12 protein-coding genes are annotated in these 15721 nt (G+C 55.9%); 6 read left to right on the forward strand and 6 right to left on the reverse strand.

What is annotated here, in order from left to right:
* Positions 1 to 72 precede the first annotated feature (72 nt).
* The gene (locus M1D43_RS04870; RefSeq protein ID WP_153314215.1) at positions 73 to 792 is read left to right on the forward strand and encodes a winged helix-turn-helix domain-containing protein; all 720 of its coding nucleotides are present in this window, start codon (positions 73 to 75) and stop codon (positions 790 to 792) included.
* 5 nt (positions 793 to 797) lie between these two features.
* Here M1D43_RS04870 and M1D43_RS04875 read toward each other — a convergent pair whose 3' ends face one another.
* The 5 genes from M1D43_RS04875 to M1D43_RS04895 all read right to left on the reverse strand — a co-directional run bounded on the left by M1D43_RS04875 (position 798) and on the right by M1D43_RS04895 (position 7268).
* A complete protein-coding gene (locus M1D43_RS04875; RefSeq protein ID WP_003531019.1) occupies positions 798 to 1448 on the reverse strand; it encodes an ArsR family transcriptional regulator in 651 nt (216 codons plus the stop codon).
* Positions 1449 to 1594: 146 nt separating this feature from the next.
* A complete protein-coding gene (locus tag M1D43_RS04880; protein ID WP_153314217.1) occupies positions 1595 to 4432 on the reverse strand; it encodes a PAS domain-containing protein in 2838 nt (945 codons plus the stop codon).
* Between the two features lie 381 nt (positions 4433 to 4813).
* Positions 4814 to 5995, reverse strand: coding sequence for an adenylate/guanylate cyclase domain-containing protein (locus tag M1D43_RS04885; RefSeq protein ID WP_153314219.1), 1182 nt, complete (start codon positions 5993 to 5995; stop codon positions 4814 to 4816).
* A 197-nt stretch (positions 5996 to 6192) separates the two neighbouring features.
* Positions 6193 to 6564 carry a response regulator gene (locus M1D43_RS04890; protein WP_003531026.1) on the reverse strand — a complete coding sequence of 124 codons (372 nt, stop codon included), beginning with the start codon at positions 6562 to 6564 and terminating at the stop codon, positions 6193 to 6195.
* Between the two features lie 65 nt (positions 6565 to 6629).
* Positions 6630 to 7268 carry a response regulator transcription factor gene (locus tag M1D43_RS04895; protein ID WP_153314221.1) on the reverse strand — a complete coding sequence of 213 codons (639 nt, stop codon included), beginning with the start codon at positions 7266 to 7268 and terminating at the stop codon, positions 6630 to 6632.
* 490 nt (positions 7269 to 7758) lie between these two features.
* On the opposite strand from M1D43_RS04895, the gene M1D43_RS04900 reads away from it, so the two are divergent.
* The 5 genes from M1D43_RS04900 to M1D43_RS04920 all read left to right on the forward strand — a co-directional run bounded on the left by M1D43_RS04900 (position 7759) and on the right by M1D43_RS04920 (position 15291).
* Positions 7759 to 8379: a glutathione S-transferase family protein gene (locus tag M1D43_RS04900; RefSeq protein ID WP_153314223.1), complete on the forward strand. Its 621-nt coding sequence runs from the start codon at positions 7759 to 7761 to the stop codon at positions 8377 to 8379.
* Between the two features lie 125 nt (positions 8380 to 8504).
* Positions 8505 to 9953: a mechanosensitive ion channel family protein gene (locus tag M1D43_RS04905; RefSeq protein WP_153314225.1), complete on the forward strand. Its 1449-nt coding sequence runs from the start codon at positions 8505 to 8507 to the stop codon at positions 9951 to 9953.
* A 240-nt stretch (positions 9954 to 10193) separates the two neighbouring features.
* Positions 10194 to 11129, forward strand: a complete 936-nt coding sequence (locus tag M1D43_RS04910; protein WP_153314228.1) for a LysR substrate-binding domain-containing protein — start codon at positions 10194 to 10196, stop codon at positions 11127 to 11129.
* 145 nt (positions 11130 to 11274) lie between these two features.
* A complete protein-coding gene (locus M1D43_RS04915; RefSeq protein ID WP_153314230.1) occupies positions 11275 to 12165 on the forward strand; it encodes a LysR family transcriptional regulator in 891 nt (296 codons plus the stop codon).
* A 228-nt stretch (positions 12166 to 12393) separates the two neighbouring features.
* Positions 12394 to 15291, forward strand: coding sequence for a PAS domain-containing sensor histidine kinase (locus M1D43_RS04920; protein WP_153314232.1), 2898 nt, complete (start codon positions 12394 to 12396; stop codon positions 15289 to 15291).
* A 57-nt stretch (positions 15292 to 15348) separates the two neighbouring features.
* Here M1D43_RS04920 and M1D43_RS04925 read toward each other — a convergent pair whose 3' ends face one another.
* On the reverse strand, positions 15349 to 15720 hold the full coding sequence (locus tag M1D43_RS04925) for a response regulator transcription factor (protein ID WP_153314235.1): 372 nt from the start codon (positions 15718 to 15720) through the stop codon (positions 15349 to 15351).
* Position 15721: the final 1 nt, after the last annotated feature.

Genomic DNA, 15721 nt, shown 5'->3' on the forward strand with positions numbered 1-15721 from the left:
CATTAATGACATCGTTTATTGTTATAAATCCGGGGCTCGTATATATGTCCGTGGCATGCCACGGAGGAGCCGATGAAGCACATTGTCGTGTTGGAAAGTGACGACGCTGCGCGCTCTGATCTGGTCGGTTTTCTCGCGCTGCAGACCTTCCGGATAACGCAATTGTCAGAGCGTCCACAGCTTCGGCAAATCCTGTCACGTGAGATTGTCGATGCAGTTTTGATCGATGTGAAGTCGGACGAGGATGTTGAACTCGTGAAGGACGTTTCACTGCTTACCGACGCACCCGTGCTGATCCTGAGTGGCAACCGGATAAACGAAGATGAGAAGGTACGTGGACTCGAGGCAGGTGCGGCAGACTATGTCTGCAGGCCCTTTGGATACCGCGAACTCTCGGCTCGGCTCCATGCCGCATTGCGCAGAACGCCCAATTCGAAAGTCGAGCGCCAACGACGATCATACAAATTCTGCAATTATGAACTGGCGGTACAGCGGCGTATCGTTACGCGGCCGGATGCCGTCGCAGTCAAGCTTACGACCGCCGAGTTCAATTTACTGACAGCATTTTTGAAGTCGCCGCGTCAGGTGCTCACGCGCGAGGAGTTGGTATCCGCAAGCCGGGTCCATTCCGGCGAGATTTATGATCGTAGCCTTGATGCACTGATCTTGCGGCTACGGCGGAAGATCGAAGTAGATCCTGCCTCACCCCAAGTGATTATAACCCGGCGTGGGGTTGGCTATGGGCTGGAGTGTGACGTTCAGTTCGATGAAACGCCGCGGCTGAAGCGGTGACAAAGTCAGTTTCCGACGATGCGCGATGCCTTAATTTTCACTCTGTCGGAAGGCCGTATTTCAAAGCGGCAGGTGAGTTTGCCATCATCCCTGCATGTATCAAAAACATCGTTTCCGCTTGCCGCACTCAGAAAGGATGCGACCGCGCTACAGATTCTTTTGTCAGTCCTGACAAGTCTTCCGATCGGACAGGAATGGCTCACGATCATCTTCTGGCCGTTCTCAATCGTTGTCTCGATTTGGGCACCGTGTTGTTCAAGGAAGCGAAGCGCAGTTGACAGGCCGTGATCCTCGCCAAGGACCGAAGTCTTAAACGCGGTATGCAAGTCCGCACCGAGTTGTTTCATGACATCCGGTACGTCGTCCCCGGCTTTCTTCAAAAGCGCCTCGAGAAGAAGAGGAGCAATTGCTTGATATGCGGCCGACATCTGCTCGACCTGCTCGGGAACGATCTCGTAGGAGAGGGATGGTTTTCCCTTTCGCCCTGTACGAACAATTTCCTGCGGCCGAACCAGTCCACGCATTCTGAGGTCCTTCAGCGGGATCAAGATGGCATTTCTGGTCAAACTCAGGGCTTGGCACAGTTCGGTAATCGTCATGCTGCGATGACGAAGCAAGGACAGGATCGCTTCTTTGGTCGGTTGCGGTAGGCGCATGCCAAAAGCATTTACGCGTGCGACTGGTAGAGGGCAAGCGCTCTGCCCAATACCCCTCAAGGCTTCAGCTCGGTTGGGGCGCCCGATCACGAAGGGCAATGCCGCTTTGAGCGCTGATACTGGAGGCCCTGCGCCCTTTCGATCAGCTATGCTGCCACGACAACGGCCGTCGGCAAGGTGAAAATGAATTTTGCCCCTTTCGGATAGTTGTCTTCAGCCCAAAGTTTCCCCCCATGGGCTTCCACGATGGACCGGGAGATGGCGAGACCCATTCCCATTCCCTTGTTCTTTGTCGTGAAGAAAGGCTCGAATATCTTGTCAGGTTGCAGGACCCCGGCGCCATGGTCGCTGACCTCGGTATAAACCCAGTGGTCTGTCTTATATACGCGGATTCGAAGGAGCCGGTCCTCTGCCTCGGGACCAATCGCGTCGAGACTGTTTCTGACCAGGTTCATAAGCACCTGCTGAATCTGTACGCGGTCGAAAGCCAGCAATTGCAGCTCGCCCTCGATATCAGCCTGTATGGAGACACCATGTTTTGCGGCGTCTGCCGCCACGAGATCACGTACCTCGCCAACAACCCCATCCAATGACGTCGAGTCGCGGATATCCATTGACTGTTGAAACAAGGAACGAATGCGACGGACGACGTCGACCGCGGTATGGGCGCTCTGGATGGTGCGGTCTGCAGATTTCCTTGCGCGCTCGATATTCGGAGGCTCTGCCTGCAGCCAACTCAGGCATGCGGTCGTGGAATTGATCACGGCTGAAAGAGGTTGGTTGACCTCATGGGCGATGGAAGCCGAGAGTTCCGCCATGCTGGCAGCCTGACTCGCTCGTGCCAGGCTCTCTCGTGCCAACCGCAGGTTCTCTTCTGCCTTCACTTCGCCGTCGATGTCCAAGCAAATTACGTTCCACTGAATAATGACGCCCTCGTCGTTTCGCATCGGAGCTGCTCTCGTCTCCACCCAGCGATACTCGCCGTCAAATCGCCTGAAGCGATGCCGCCTCGCATAAGGTTCACCCGTCGCCAGGCAACGTGCATAATGCTGCTTGACGTCCTCGACGTCGTCCGGATGAACGCCCGCGTCAAGGGTGCCCTCCAGGCGGGATTTGCCCGAACTATCCAGTGTATCAAGTTCATAGCCCAGGAATTCGCGAAGGCCTTTGCCACGGAATATCGGCTCACCGTCCGGTGCAGCGCAATCAATCATTGCCGGCAAGGTTTCGACCAGTTGCCACAGGAAACGCTCGCGCTCGCGCAGCGCTTCCTCGGCTTTCATCTGGTCGTCGACGTCGAACAGAACACCATACCATTGAAGGATGGTGCCGTCCTCGTCGCGATACGGCTCCGAACGACCTTCCACCCACCGATACATGCCATCAGCGCGACGCATCCTATACCTCATCAGGAACGGTTCGCCTGTCCTCCGGCACTCGTCCAAGCGATCTCGGACCATCGGCAAATCATCCGGGTGGGTTTGCTTGCGATGTGCGACGGCGCGCCTTGTCTCGCCGGGCTCATCGAAATCTCCGAGTTCCAGTCCGACGAAATTTCGCAGCTGTTGATTGACGTAGATCGGGTCGCCTGCAGGGGTTGAGCACCAGATTTGCGCAGGGACGGCGTCAACGAGCCTTCGAAGCTGCTTCTCGCTCTCGTGCAATTTCTCCTGCGCCCGCACTTCATCGTCGATATCTATCGACACCATCAGCCACTGGATAACTTTACCGTCTTCGTCCCGGAGCGGTTCGCCGCGACCATCCACCCAACGATATGCCCCATCTGCGCGCCTCATTCGATATTTCATCGTATAAGGCTCGTCGGTTGAGAGCGAGCGACGGACCGTTTCCAAGACATTGGCGGCATCATCGGGATGCACGAGAGATCCGATTGCGGCCGCCAAACGGCTCGTTCCAGGCTGGTCGAGTTGGGATATGTCTGTCAGTCCGAAAAAATCCAGCAGGCGCTTGTTGAAAAAGAAGGGTTCACCCTGGGGCGTGACGCGCCTGATCTGAACGGGGACCATGTCCACGAGTTGCGAGAGTTCCCGCTCGCGCTCCTTGAGCGCATTGATACTCTCCTTGAGAGTGGTCAGAGCCTGCTGATGTTGTCGCGAGATCGCGGCCACGATCAACGCCGAAAATGCCGAAATGCCGAGAAAGAGCTGCAGCATGATCTGCTTTTGCCGCTGCGAATCCGGATCGCTGGCAAACTGGTTGGCGCTTGATACCGTCAAGACCGTCGCGACTGCTGCCAGGAGCACCAGGGCAAGGACTGCGCCCTTGAATTCGAATCTCACGGCCGCCCACAGCAAAGGAGGCAACACAATGTAGGCATAGGGCTCATAACCGCTGATCGACAGAACAGCGACTCCGACGAAAATACCTGCCAATGAGCACGCCTCGATCCACCTATTGGTCAAAACTTGAGATTTGGAGTTCCAGTTCTGAAAAACGATGAGTGCCAGGGGAGCGATAATCGCGATGCCGGTCGCATCTCCAATCCACCACAATATCCAAGACTCACCAAACGGCTGAATATCATACGCCGCGAGAGTGAGGCTGCCGCTCGTGGCGCTAATGATCGGACTGATACCTGCGCCTAACACAATCAGCGCCAGAACCTCTGAGTATGTTTCCAGCCTCATGGGCAGCCCGCATGTCCGGCGGAGCAGCCACGCGCCGAAAGATGCCTCGGCCGCGTTTCCGGCGAAAATAAACGTCGCCGCAGGTAACGGATTGTGGAACCAGAGCGTGTTTGCGAGAAGCTCGCTGACCAGACCAAACAGAATCCACCAGGGCCAGGTCTTCAACGGCGCGATAATGAGGGTGGCCAGGAAAAGACCGCTCGGCGGCCAAAGGGATATCCCGGTACCGGGTATGATCGCCAAGGCATGCGCGAACCCCCCGCCCAGGATATATGCAAGGATGAAGAGGCTCGCATGCGATAGTTGCGGACGAGCTGACCAGACGTTCGTCACCATCTGTCCCCTACCATCTTCCTGCAAAAACGAGCTGAGCCTGACACGATTGAGGATGCGATTTAGCCACCGTTATATGGGAAACTCAAGGACGATTGCTGCCCGGGACAGCCATAATACGCTTTTAAAATCATGCTCTTCTCGTCTGGTATAGCAGTGCTTTTTAACAAAGATCTCGTTTTCGCGGCCCGGCCCAGTGTCGCATCAAGCATCGTTTCCCGATCGCTTGCAGCTGGGAGCAGCTACCGTTGGCGGTCCTCGTTTAGGTCTGGCGCGTGGTGAACATCGCTGAAATGAAGGGGTTGTTGAATGAGCTTTTGCCGCCGCGGCTTGATTTGTGGGTCGACCAGGCGCCAAGAACAGTAGACGAGGCTGAGTCCGGGTTCAGCGAGCGTGAAGCTCAGCGTCGATACGCAGGGCATGAACTTCCATCAGATCATCGAAGCCGGGTATCCCGTGTTTCCCAAGGTATTCGGTTCGCGACGCACAATTTGCCGCCTTGACGAAATCTCCCGAGATCAGGACCGGGCGCTGGAGAGTTTTGGTCATCCCTTCCAACCTCGACGCGAGATTGACCGCCGGTCCGATAACGGTGAAATCGAGCCTCCGCGTTGATCCGATATTGCCGTACATCACTTCTCCGACATGCACACCGGTGCCAAATCTTATCTGGTGATCGAGAGGGCTACGTCTGGCTAACGCGTCATAGGCCTCCGTTACCGCCGCCATTAAGCGGTCGCAGGCGTCGGGGCGATCCAGCGGAAAGACGGACAGCAGACCGTCGCCGATAAACTTGAGGATTTCTCCTCCATGTCTCTCAATAGGTTCGGCGATAAGATCAAAGTAGTCGTTCAGGATAGCGATGACTTCATCCCGAGGTCGTCGTGCGGCCATTTGGGTGAAATTTCGCAGATCGCACATCATCACCGCCGCACTCACGGTAACTCCGCTCCCACGGGTCGTCGCACCATCGAGGATCTGCTCGCTCGCGTGCGGTCCGACATATGTCTGAAGCAAGGTGCGGGCGAGCTGGTTCTTCAGCCTGATCTCCGTCACCAGCGAAAACAGCGGGAGGATATCACTGATCAGGGCGATTTCGTCGTCATAAAAGCCTTCGGATCGATCGGTTGCGAAGGTGATAAGATGCCTGCGGCCCTGACTGTGATCGAGGGGCCACGCCGAATAGTCCGTGTGCCCTTGCTCGCGCAGCTCTTCGTAAATTTGAAAAATGTGAGGACCGAAAATTAGGATTCTCTGCCGAACCTGCTTGCCGGTATGGATCACACGGTGAAAAGGACTGCGCTGGAAGACATCGGTCGCTTCAACATCATAGGCGACGGTCTGCTCGTCCGCATGTGGCTGGTCGCGGACCCATATGATTCGTGTGCCGAGCCACTGCGGGTGATGAACGCGCAGATGAAGCGTGGACCTGCTAAGGCAGAAGCCGTAGTCAACGAGGCGATGGCAGAGTTGATGGAAGATGGCAGCCGTGCTTGGCTCTTCGCGAAGGCCTGTGGACAGCCAACCCAAAAGGGAGTTTCGGACATCGTCGTACTTCGGAGACATGCTTTCATCTCTGACCGGCTAATACCGGACCATCTATACAGGTGTCCTCATCGGCAATCCGTAGCCCTTTGGTTTTACCTCCGTTGAAATCGAAAAGGGCACGCGATGGATACGGGATGTAAGCCGTGCGTGCAGAGATTTGGTACGTCGCGTGCGTTTCGGCGCCGAGGCACTCAATGGGCAGTCGGACGAATGCCCTATTTTGGACTCGAAGCCTCGATGAAAGCCAGCAAGTCCGCCGAGCTGATCGGCTTTTCGAGAAAGCCTGCTGCGCCACAAGCTTTGGCTGCGGCCCTGGTTCGGTCATCCGAAAAAGAGGTCATTATGCAGACCGGTGGACCGCCTCGTTTCACCAAGGTCTCCAACAGTTCCAGTCCGTTGGTGCCGGGCATTTTCAAGTCCGCAAGGACGCAATGTGCGAGGTGCAACTCACCTGACATCAAGAAGACATCGGCGGATCTGTAGGTTCTACTCTTAATGCCCATTGCGTCAAAAAAGTCATGCAGGGACTCGAGCAGAAACGGGTCGTCATCGACAATGGCTACCGCCGTTTGTGTTTCAGAGTTCATTTGACCTCAAATATGGCTGCGGGCCACTGTCTTCTTCATGAAGGATCAAGAGTAGTTGGGTATTGCTAGTTTATGAGCTCGAACTGTCTGACCAGTTCGGCCAAAGAGGATGCTTGCATCTTGCGCATCACGCTGCCTCTGTGAAGCTTTACCATGATCTCGCTTATGCCGAGTTCGTATGCGACTTGTTTGTTCATCAAGCCGCTCGTCACCAATCCCAAAACTTGGACCTCGCGCGGAGTTAAGGTTGCTGCGCGCTGTCGTACCAGTTGACGGCGAGCCCGGTGTTTTTGCTGTTCGGTGTCGATGGCGAATGCCGCGCTGATCGCATCGAGGAGTTCATAGGTGCGCAACGGTTTTTGAAGAAAGTCGATTGCGCCGGCCTTCATGGCATTGACGCTGGTGGCAACGTCTCCGTGTGCAGTCATGAAAATTACAGGGAGTTCATACCCCCTTACTTCGAGTTCACTTTGAAACTCGATGCCATTCACATCGGGCAACCTGACATCCAGCAGGATGCAGCCGGCGACGTCCCGCGAGGCGCGCGCAAAAAAATCCGCCGCATTTTCAAAGGCGTCAGATTCGATATCCAATGATTGAAAGAGATCCTGAAGCGAAAGACGAAACTGCTCGTCATCCTCAACGATATGAACAACCTGCCGTAGCGGAAAACTGTTCTCGAGGACGGTGGCAGCAACGGTCATGGTTGTTCCTCCAGCCGGACAACGGCATCATTTCTCGTTGCATTTTACCAGCGTATACGGCCCATGCAAGTAAACCAACGTTTGCTATCTTATTGCAATTGAAAGAAGAAGTTTGTTGGCAGCGCCGCGTCGCTTCAGGAATAATCGCGTACAACAGCTTTCCGTGGATGGCTTTTAAGCCGGTGCATTCGGTCGTGTGCCGGGATGTCTTCTGCTGAATTCCAAGCACGAATAAGCAAGGAGGCTGGCCAGGAGCGAATCCTAGAGCGCGTCATCTTCCCTAAACGCCATCGTCCCTGACAGATGCTGCCTTTATCGACGTCACTGTTCGCCCTCGCATTCAAGGAGGGTCAATAGCTGCCGCATACATTAAGTCCCGCAAACTTCGGTGAAGAGGGTGAGGGCGCCTAATACCTTGTTCAATAGTCATACCGACAGCGAAGACATTAAGGTGCGAGTCGCTTGATGACGACAAGAAAAGGGGCTTGCCATGCTTCGACTCTATGACAGCCGGTTTTCGGGAAATTCATGGAAAGTCAGAATCCTGCTGAATCAGCTCCGGCGGCCGTTCGAGCGTATCACGCTCGATTTGGATGCGGGGGAGACGAAAACGGACTCGTTCATCGAACTCAACCGTTTTGCCCGCATCCCGGTTTTGCAGCTTTCGGATAAACGAACAATCGTGGAGTCGGCTGCAATCCTGCTCTATCTCGCTGAAGGGACGGAATACCTTTCCGAGGACCCCTACCTCAGGTCGCAGATTGTAGGTTGGATGTTCTTCGAACAGGGGGATTTGCAGAGATCGATCGCCTTGGCCCGTGTCTATCAGATCAAGGGTATGGCCGATGAAATGTCTCAGCAGATCGAGCGGCTGCATACAGACGGCTATGCAGGCCTCGAGCCACTTGAACGATGGCTTCACCGAAACGAATGGTTGGTCGGCGACAGCTACACGGTCGCAGATCTTGCGGTGTTCGCCTATGTCTCGCTTGCTCACGAAGGCGGCTACCGCATGGAGCGATTCCGATCCATCAACAGATGGCTGGGGGGAGTGAGGTCGCAGCCGGGTTGGCTGGGCTTCTTCGAGCGGAGCCCCTACCAATACGGTTAATATACGGCGCCTTGCTTCGCAGCTAGGCTGCCATCCGACAGGGCACTTTCAAGGTGGCGTTTCAAAAGGGGACGGCACTTTGACCCGCTGCGCTTGAACAAGGTGGTCCAGGTAGAAAGATATTTATGACGGAACAAGCGTACCCATCGATAATCTTGCTCAATGTCCTCGGAGTTGCCGGCATCGTCGTTTGGCACCTGCAAGGCCGTACGAGGCCGACGGAGCGGCTCATCGCGCAAATCGTGTTTTTTCTCGCCATGAGCGTGACCCTGGTATTTGCCAAGATAAACCCTTTTCGGTTCGACGCTCCACATATAGACAGTGACGGAACTCTTGTTGTGTCCGCGAAAATCCTGTGGTGGACCCATATGGCGTGGGCATCGATCGGGTTCGTCAGACTCTACATGGTGCTGGATGGCCGGCCTCGCGAAGCGAGACTGATCCAGGACCTTCTGGTGGCCGTGGTCTATCTTGGGGTCTTTCTATCGGTAATGGCGTTCGTCTTTGGCGTACCCATAGGCACCCTGCTGGCAACATCCGGTGTCGTTGCGATTATATTGGGTTTGGCCCTTCAGAATACGCTTGGAGACGTTTTTTCGGGCGTCGCGCTTACTTTGGGTCGGCCTTATGTCATCGGCGATTGGATACTGCTTAGCGACGGTACGGAGGGCCGTATTGTCGCGAGCAATTGGCGCTCTACGCATATTCTCACGGCGACTCATAACCTGGTTGTTTTACCAAATAGCGTTCTGGCCAAACAAAGCCTGACCAATGTCAGCAAACCCGACGAAAATCACCAGATCACGCTTTCCATCAGGATCGCTCCACACAAGAGGCCGAAGTTCGTGATCGACATTATGCATGAGGCGCTGAACAACTGTAACGGTATCGTCCACGAACCGCCTCCGACCGCAGCACTGGTGGGAATTAGCGGTGCAGCGATTGAGCTGCAGCTTCAGTTTCGGGTGACAGGCCCTGCACAGCGCATCATCGCGCGAAACGAAGTCATAGATCTGGTTTATCAGCATTGTAATTCGAACGGCCTGACGCTCGCAAAACCCGTTGCTATGCAGATCGTCGAGGGTCTGGACACCTTGGAGCCGCGATCGATATCAACCGAAAGGTTGTTGGACTCAGCTCCGTTGCTGACAGGCTTGACGGCGGAAGAGCGCGCCATCCTCGCAGCTGCCGCGATACGCAGAGACATGGCTGCAGGTTCGACTATCATCGCCAAGGGCGAGAAGGCAAAAAGCCTGCTTGTGATCCGTTCCGGGACCGTCATCCTGAAGGACGACGGCGTAGAGATTACCCGTCTTGCGCCGGGCGACTACTTGGGGGCGCGAAGTCTCCTTAACGGAGAGGCCGAGTTATACGAGGCCGAGGCATTGACGCGCGTCACGTTTTTCCAGATCGAGCAACCGGATCTCGAAAGACTGATTGCGAGCCGGCCTTCGATCGTCGACGACTTGACCCTCCGATTGAGCGAACCACGGAGCATACTGGGTAACCGCGGTGTGCCGGTTGTCTCCACGAAGGCGAGGCGAACTGAGCCACACTATTCCCTGCGCCTTTGATAGCCACTGACCCGAAACATGATCGCGGAGCCGCTGGGGCAGATGTTTGATGATGGCTTGGAAAGCGCAGGGCAGTTTCTGGCGGCAATGTGCGGTATTCGGTCTGACCCTCTACGGCGCGAACACGCTATGGCCGGGGGCGGCGTCAAAAGCTCGGAGATCGGGTCTCGTCGGGAGACGTCACGAGAACAGCCGTCCGGCGCGGGATGGCGCATTAATCCGAAACATGGATAGGTGTCGATGCTTGACCTCAAGGACGTGTACTTCTTTGTTCAAGTCGTTGATCGCGGCGGGTTTACCGCCGCCGGCCGTAGTTTGAGGCTGCCGAAATCTACTCTGAGCTATCGGGTGCGCGAGCTCGAAACGTCCCTTGGTGTAAGGCTGATCAATCGCACGTCGCGTCAATTTGGAATGACGGATATCGGCGCTGAGTTTTATCAATACGCGGTGCAACTGCTTCACAGCGCTGACCTGGCCGAGGAGTTTGTCCGGCAACGTCTGGTCGAGCCAAGTGGAACGATCCGGATGACCACGGCGGTAGAGATTGCCCAATTTGCCTTGAAGGACCTCATGCCGGAATTTCTCAACCGGCACCCGAAGGTCAAAATAGTGTCAATTGCAACCGACAGGCTCGTTGACATGGTTGGGGAGGGCTTTGACCTCGCACTTCGGGGACATGTCGCGTCGCTGCAGAGTTCCACTCTCGTCCAACGTGGGATCGCGAGCGTTCCGTGGTACATTTTCGCAAGTCCTGGATATCTCAAAAAGACCGGCGAGATAGTCGAGCCGCAGAGCTTGACGACCCATGCTACGCTGTCGATGGACCGCCACGGTGCGGACTTGTGGCGCCTGAAAGGTCCCACTGGCCAAGAAGTCGATATCCCGATCGAGCCAAGATTTCTTAGCAATAACATGATTGCGCTCAAGGAAGCGGCCTGTGCTGATCTGGGCGTCGCAGCGCTTCCCGGATACATCTGCCGGGACGAAATCGAGGCGGGCAAGCTACGCCAGATTTTGCCTGGCTGGATAGCGGCCGATGCTCGCATGAGTGCATTGATCCCCTACCGGAACGGGCTGCTTCCAGCCGTGCGCTCCCTCGTGGACTTCCTCGCTGCGGAAGTGCCGAAAGTCACCGCGTTCACGCCTTTAGTCGTCGATTTTAAAGGCAACTGTTAGCCTTCTCCGAACGCTGGTGCGGCGAACGCCTCGACTGAGCTTGGTCCGAGTTTGTCGGGGAGATTGTCAGGCTGCAAGCAGCATGGTGATTGTGAGCCTGTGGTAATATCGTAACTGCATTCAATGACTGAGCGGGGGAGTGGCTATGCAAGGGCTTTTGTCGGAAACGGCTGGTCTTGTGACTTTTGTGAGGACAGTTCAAACAGGTTCTTTCAGTGCCGCCGCCAAAAGCCTGGGCGCAACGCCATCGTCCGCTTCCAAACGTGTCTCCCGGCTCGAAGTTCTGTTGGGGGCCAAGCTGTTCCGGCGATCTACGCGTGTCCTCACACTCACTCCGGAAGGCGAGGCTTTCTATGAAAGAGTAATGCCGCTGCTCAGGGAACTCGAAAGCTCGACCGACGTCGTGCAATCCCATGGCGCAACTTCCGGACATTTGCGCGTAAGCCTTCCGGGCGAAATGGGGCGGCTGCTGCTCGGTCCGATTTTCAGCCATTTCATGCAAGCTTACCCCGGCATCTCGCTGGAAATCGGCATGACTGACAGGCACGTCGATATTTTGCGAGATAACTATGACATCGCATTCCGCGTCGGCCATTCGGATCATAATGGACTGATGTCCAAGACGCTTTCGCATCTTGATATGGTCCTTGTGGCAGCACCGTCGTTGATCGAGCGCTATGGAAAGGTCGAGGAGACCGCCAAGCTGCGAGAACTCCCTTTTGCACGGTATTCGGTCCAGGGGCGTCCGTATCCCGTTCGGTTTGCCGACGGTCTTGAAATACTTCCTCGAGGCAGGCTGGACTTGGACTCGGCTACCGCGATTAAGGAGGCGGCGAAACTGGGGCTAGGCGTGGCACATGTGCTGAAGCGGATCGTACAAAAGGACATCGACGATGGGTCCTTGGTTGTCTTGCTGCCAAATTATGAGCTGGAGAAACTGCCGTTCCGCGCACTCCATGCTTTCGGACGAATGCCGAATTTGCGAATGCAGCTATTGACCGACTTTGTCACGAACTTCATCCGGGCTTCGGCCTAACACAAGAGTCGCTTTCAATTTATCGAGCTGCCAAAAGCATGCAGTCACCCGAGCGTCCCGTACCACAGTCTGCGCTCCGATTGGCTGGCCGGCAGCGCCGAACTGAGATATCCTGCGCTCTGATATTACTTCGGGTGAAGGGTTATTCCTGCCGTAGTCCAATGGGTTAGCCGCGGTAAATGCTGAGATGCGTATGCTGCCGGCCTTGTCGGCAACAGAGAATCGGGGATGGCTGAGCTCACAGTGCGGCGCTTCATATTTCTGGTGGGCCTTGCGTTGGCCGGATTGCTCGCATTCTGGGCTACCCATACCGCTTTCGGTTTTCTACCGCTCCTCGTCGCGCTGATTCTCTCTTTCGAGGGTCGGTCTCTCCGGCTCGCGGCATCGGCGCTTCTGCTGGGGTTCGTATGCTCGGTAGCAGTAGCAATAGGCTACAGGAATGACGGAGGAGGGGCCGGCGTGGCCTTGGCCGAATTCTTCGCGGTCACGCTTTGCATTGCTGCGCTCGTCAAAGGAAAACCGACCGGCTTGCCTGCTCCGGCGACCGTGCCTTTTTCGCCAACCTTGACCGAGCGTTCTGCGTCCGCGGCGATGCATCGCAACCCGTCTGACCAGACCGAGCTTATCCATGAGGATGACCGAAGGGACGCGATGTTCGCGTCCGCGCGAGCCTTCTGGACCGGCGTAGCGCAGGTCATGAGCTTTCGCCTTCGTCAGGAAGACGGAAGCTACCGGTGGACGGAAATCACTTCGGTCCCTGCTGTGCCGTCAGGTATTGCAGTCAGTCCGCTGGTGGGGAAGGACCTTCGGTTCGTTGCTGGCCAGACCGATACCGCAGTTTCCGACGTTGATCCGGTAACAGCAGCAAAGACTATCGAAAACCTCTTCGGCAACGGATGGGCATTCGATGCAGAGGGTCGTTGGCTGTATCTTCCGGCGTTCGCGCAAACGACGCTCGGTCGAACGCCTGAGGAGATGAATACATCCTGCGATGAGGGTTTTATCGCCTGGAAGCAGCTTCTGCACCCGGATGAGTATGATGGCGTTGCTGAAAACTGGCTGCACTCATTGAAGACGGGTGCAGCATTCAATGCAGAATTCCGCATAAGGAGAAAGACAGGTTATGCATGGGCTCGCAGTTCCGCTCGGGCGGTTCGCGATGTGTCCGGCCGTTTAGTGGGTTGGTACGGCACGTCAATCGATATCGATGTGCACCGAAAAACAGTCGATGCACTGCATGAACGCGAGAGAGAGCTGTTGGAACTCGTCAACGTCGTTCCGAGTCATCTTTGGCGGCTCTCGCGAAATGGCGAGCCAAATTTCTTCAATACAAGAATGGCCGATTATCTCGGCGTGTCTGTTGAGGAAATCAGCAAACCCGGTTTGTCTCGCCTCGATGCGATGATCGAGACGGCCGTGCACCCGGAAGACCAATCCGGTTTCAAGGCGACGATCATGCGGTCGCTTGAAAGCGGTGAAGGGTTTTCTTCCAGATACCGCCTGCGCCGCTTCGACGGGGTCTATCATTGGATGTCCAGCCGGGCCGAAGCGTTGCGCGGCAAAGATGGAGAAATCCTGCAATGGTACGGGCTTTGTCATGATATCGACGACCAGGTGAATGTCGAAGAGGCCCTGCAGCGAAGCGAATGGCATCTACAACAACTGATCGACGCTCTTCCGGTCCGCGTATGCAGCTGGACGCCGAACGGTGAGATTTCATACGTCAGCAGGCGCTATCTCGAGGAGCTTGGCCTCACGACGGCCAGCTTCGCGGAAATGAGTGCTGCAGCCATGGAGCTCGTTCACCCGGACGACATCCCAAGAGTTCGAGCGAGCGCTGCCGACGCGATCCAAAATGGGGCGGTCTTTCTCTCGCGGTATCGTCGGCGCGGAAAAGATGGCGTTTACCGCTGGACAGACGGCAGGTTTGAGCCGTTACGGAATGCCGACGGAAGAATTACGGAGTGGTACGGCTTAGCCATCGATGTCGACGACGAAATGAATGTGCAACAGGCTCTCCGCGAAAGCGAACAGTCGCTGCAGCAGCTCGTGGAAACACTTCCGGCACTCATCTATTGTGCCGCGCCTGACGGCAAGCCGATCTATCGAAGCAAGAAGCTCCGCGAGTTTTTGGGTTTCGGCCTCGAGGATAAGGATGGTTTGGGCGGAACCAGGCTCGACGGCACGCTGGAAGCTATTATCCATCCCGAAGATCTCGGGCTCGTCCGGGAAAAATACGGTCACTCACTCGCCACCGGGGAGCCATACGTACACAAGCACCGTTTGAGGCGTCACGATGGTGTATACCGATGGGTGGAAACGCGGACCTCGGCCATGCGCGATGCTCTCGGGACAATCGTGCAATGGAACGGTGTGTGTCTCGATATTGATGATTGGGTGCGCGCCCAAGAGGAGCTAGGCCACACGCAACGGAACCTCGCGAGAGCAAGCGAAGCGGCTAGCCTTGCCGAGCTCACCGCATCTATCGCCCACGAAGTCGGTCAACCGCTGGCCGCACTGGTTTCGAGTTCCGATGCCTGTCAGCAGTGGCTTTCGGCGGACCCTCCAAATATCGAACGAGCGCAGAAAGCGCTTGAAAGGGTGGTCCGAAGCGCCGGGACGGCGACCGAGGTCGTCACCCGTATTCGGGCCTTGTTCAAGCACAACAATGATGCAAGGCGAAAAGAGTCGTTCGGCCTGGTCCTGTCAGAGGCCGGAGAACTGATGAGCGAAGAAGCGATAAGACGCAACGTGCGCATGGAAATTGAAAGTGAACCTGAACTGCCGCTCGTCCTGATAGATCGAGTTCAAATGCAACAGGTGCTTGTGAACCTCGTCCGCAATGCGTTCGATGCTCTGGAGCAGGTCCCGTCCAACCGAACGCTGAAAGTTCGGGCCTACGAAAAATGCAACACGATCCACGTCGAAGTGATCGACAATGGATTGGGCATTCAGGATCCAGTTCGGATATTTGAACCGTTCTTCACGACCAAAGGGCAGGGCATGGGGATGGGGCTGGCTATTTGCCGGTCTATCGTGGAGTCTCACGGCGGGCAGCTTTGGGTGGCTAGAACGGAGCCGAGAGGCGCGACATTCACGTTTACATTGCCAGTTGACGACTTGTGACCATGGCCGTTGTAGCCAAGATACTGCGGGCCACATTTCTCTGCAGATTTGCAGTCCTCAGGGATTCACCGCGAGTTCGATTGCAGAACGCAGTTCCTTGCTTGCGAAGGGCTTGAAGAGGCAGGTGCCGGCCTTTTTGGCTTCGTTGATCACAGCGTCTTGAGCGTGTCCGGTCATGAAGACTACGGGTATTTCTATTTCTCGACGTTTGAGTTCCAGATTGAGATCGACACCTCCCATGCCGGGCATTGAGATATCCAGGAGGAGGCAATTTGTTTCCGGTATCGCCGACGATTCCAGAAATTCATTCGCAGATGCAAATGTCCGCACCGAGTATCCGAACACCTCAAGCAGATCGAGCAGCGACTCCCGGACCGATTGATCGTCGTCAATGATCGTGATTGAGAGCGATTTCGTCATGCTGTTCATA

The organism is Ensifer sp. R1-3 (genome assembly GCF_056739175.1).

Coding starts and splice junctions, on each gene's coding strand:
- M1D43_RS04870 (WP_153314215.1), top strand. CDS start 73: ATGAAGCACATTGTCGTGTTGGAAAGTGACGACGCTGCGCGCTCTGAT.
- M1D43_RS04875 (WP_003531019.1), bottom strand. CDS start 1,448: ATGCGCCTACCGCAACCGACCAAAGAAGCGATCCTGTCCTTGCTTCGT.
- M1D43_RS04880 (WP_153314217.1), bottom strand. CDS start 4,432: ATGGTGACGAACGTCTGGTCAGCTCGTCCGCAACTATCGCATGCGAGC.
- M1D43_RS04885 (WP_153314219.1), bottom strand. CDS start 5,995: ATGTCTCCGAAGTACGACGATGTCCGAAACTCCCTTTTGGGTTGGCTG.
- M1D43_RS04890 (WP_003531026.1), bottom strand. CDS start 6,564: ATGAACTCTGAAACACAAACGGCGGTAGCCATTGTCGATGACGACCCG.
- M1D43_RS04895 (WP_153314221.1), bottom strand. CDS start 7,268: ATGACCGTTGCTGCCACCGTCCTCGAGAACAGTTTTCCGCTACGGCAG.
- M1D43_RS04900 (WP_153314223.1), top strand. CDS start 7,759: ATGCTTCGACTCTATGACAGCCGGTTTTCGGGAAATTCATGGAAAGTC.
- M1D43_RS04905 (WP_153314225.1), top strand. CDS start 8,505: ATGACGGAACAAGCGTACCCATCGATAATCTTGCTCAATGTCCTCGGA.
- M1D43_RS04910 (WP_153314228.1), top strand. CDS start 10,194: ATGCTTGACCTCAAGGACGTGTACTTCTTTGTTCAAGTCGTTGATCGC.
- M1D43_RS04915 (WP_153314230.1), top strand. CDS start 11,275: ATGCAAGGGCTTTTGTCGGAAACGGCTGGTCTTGTGACTTTTGTGAGG.
- M1D43_RS04920 (WP_153314232.1), top strand. CDS start 12,394: ATGGCTGAGCTCACAGTGCGGCGCTTCATATTTCTGGTGGGCCTTGCG.
- M1D43_RS04925 (WP_153314235.1), bottom strand. CDS start 15,720: ATGAACAGCATGACGAAATCGCTCTCAATCACGATCATTGACGACGAT.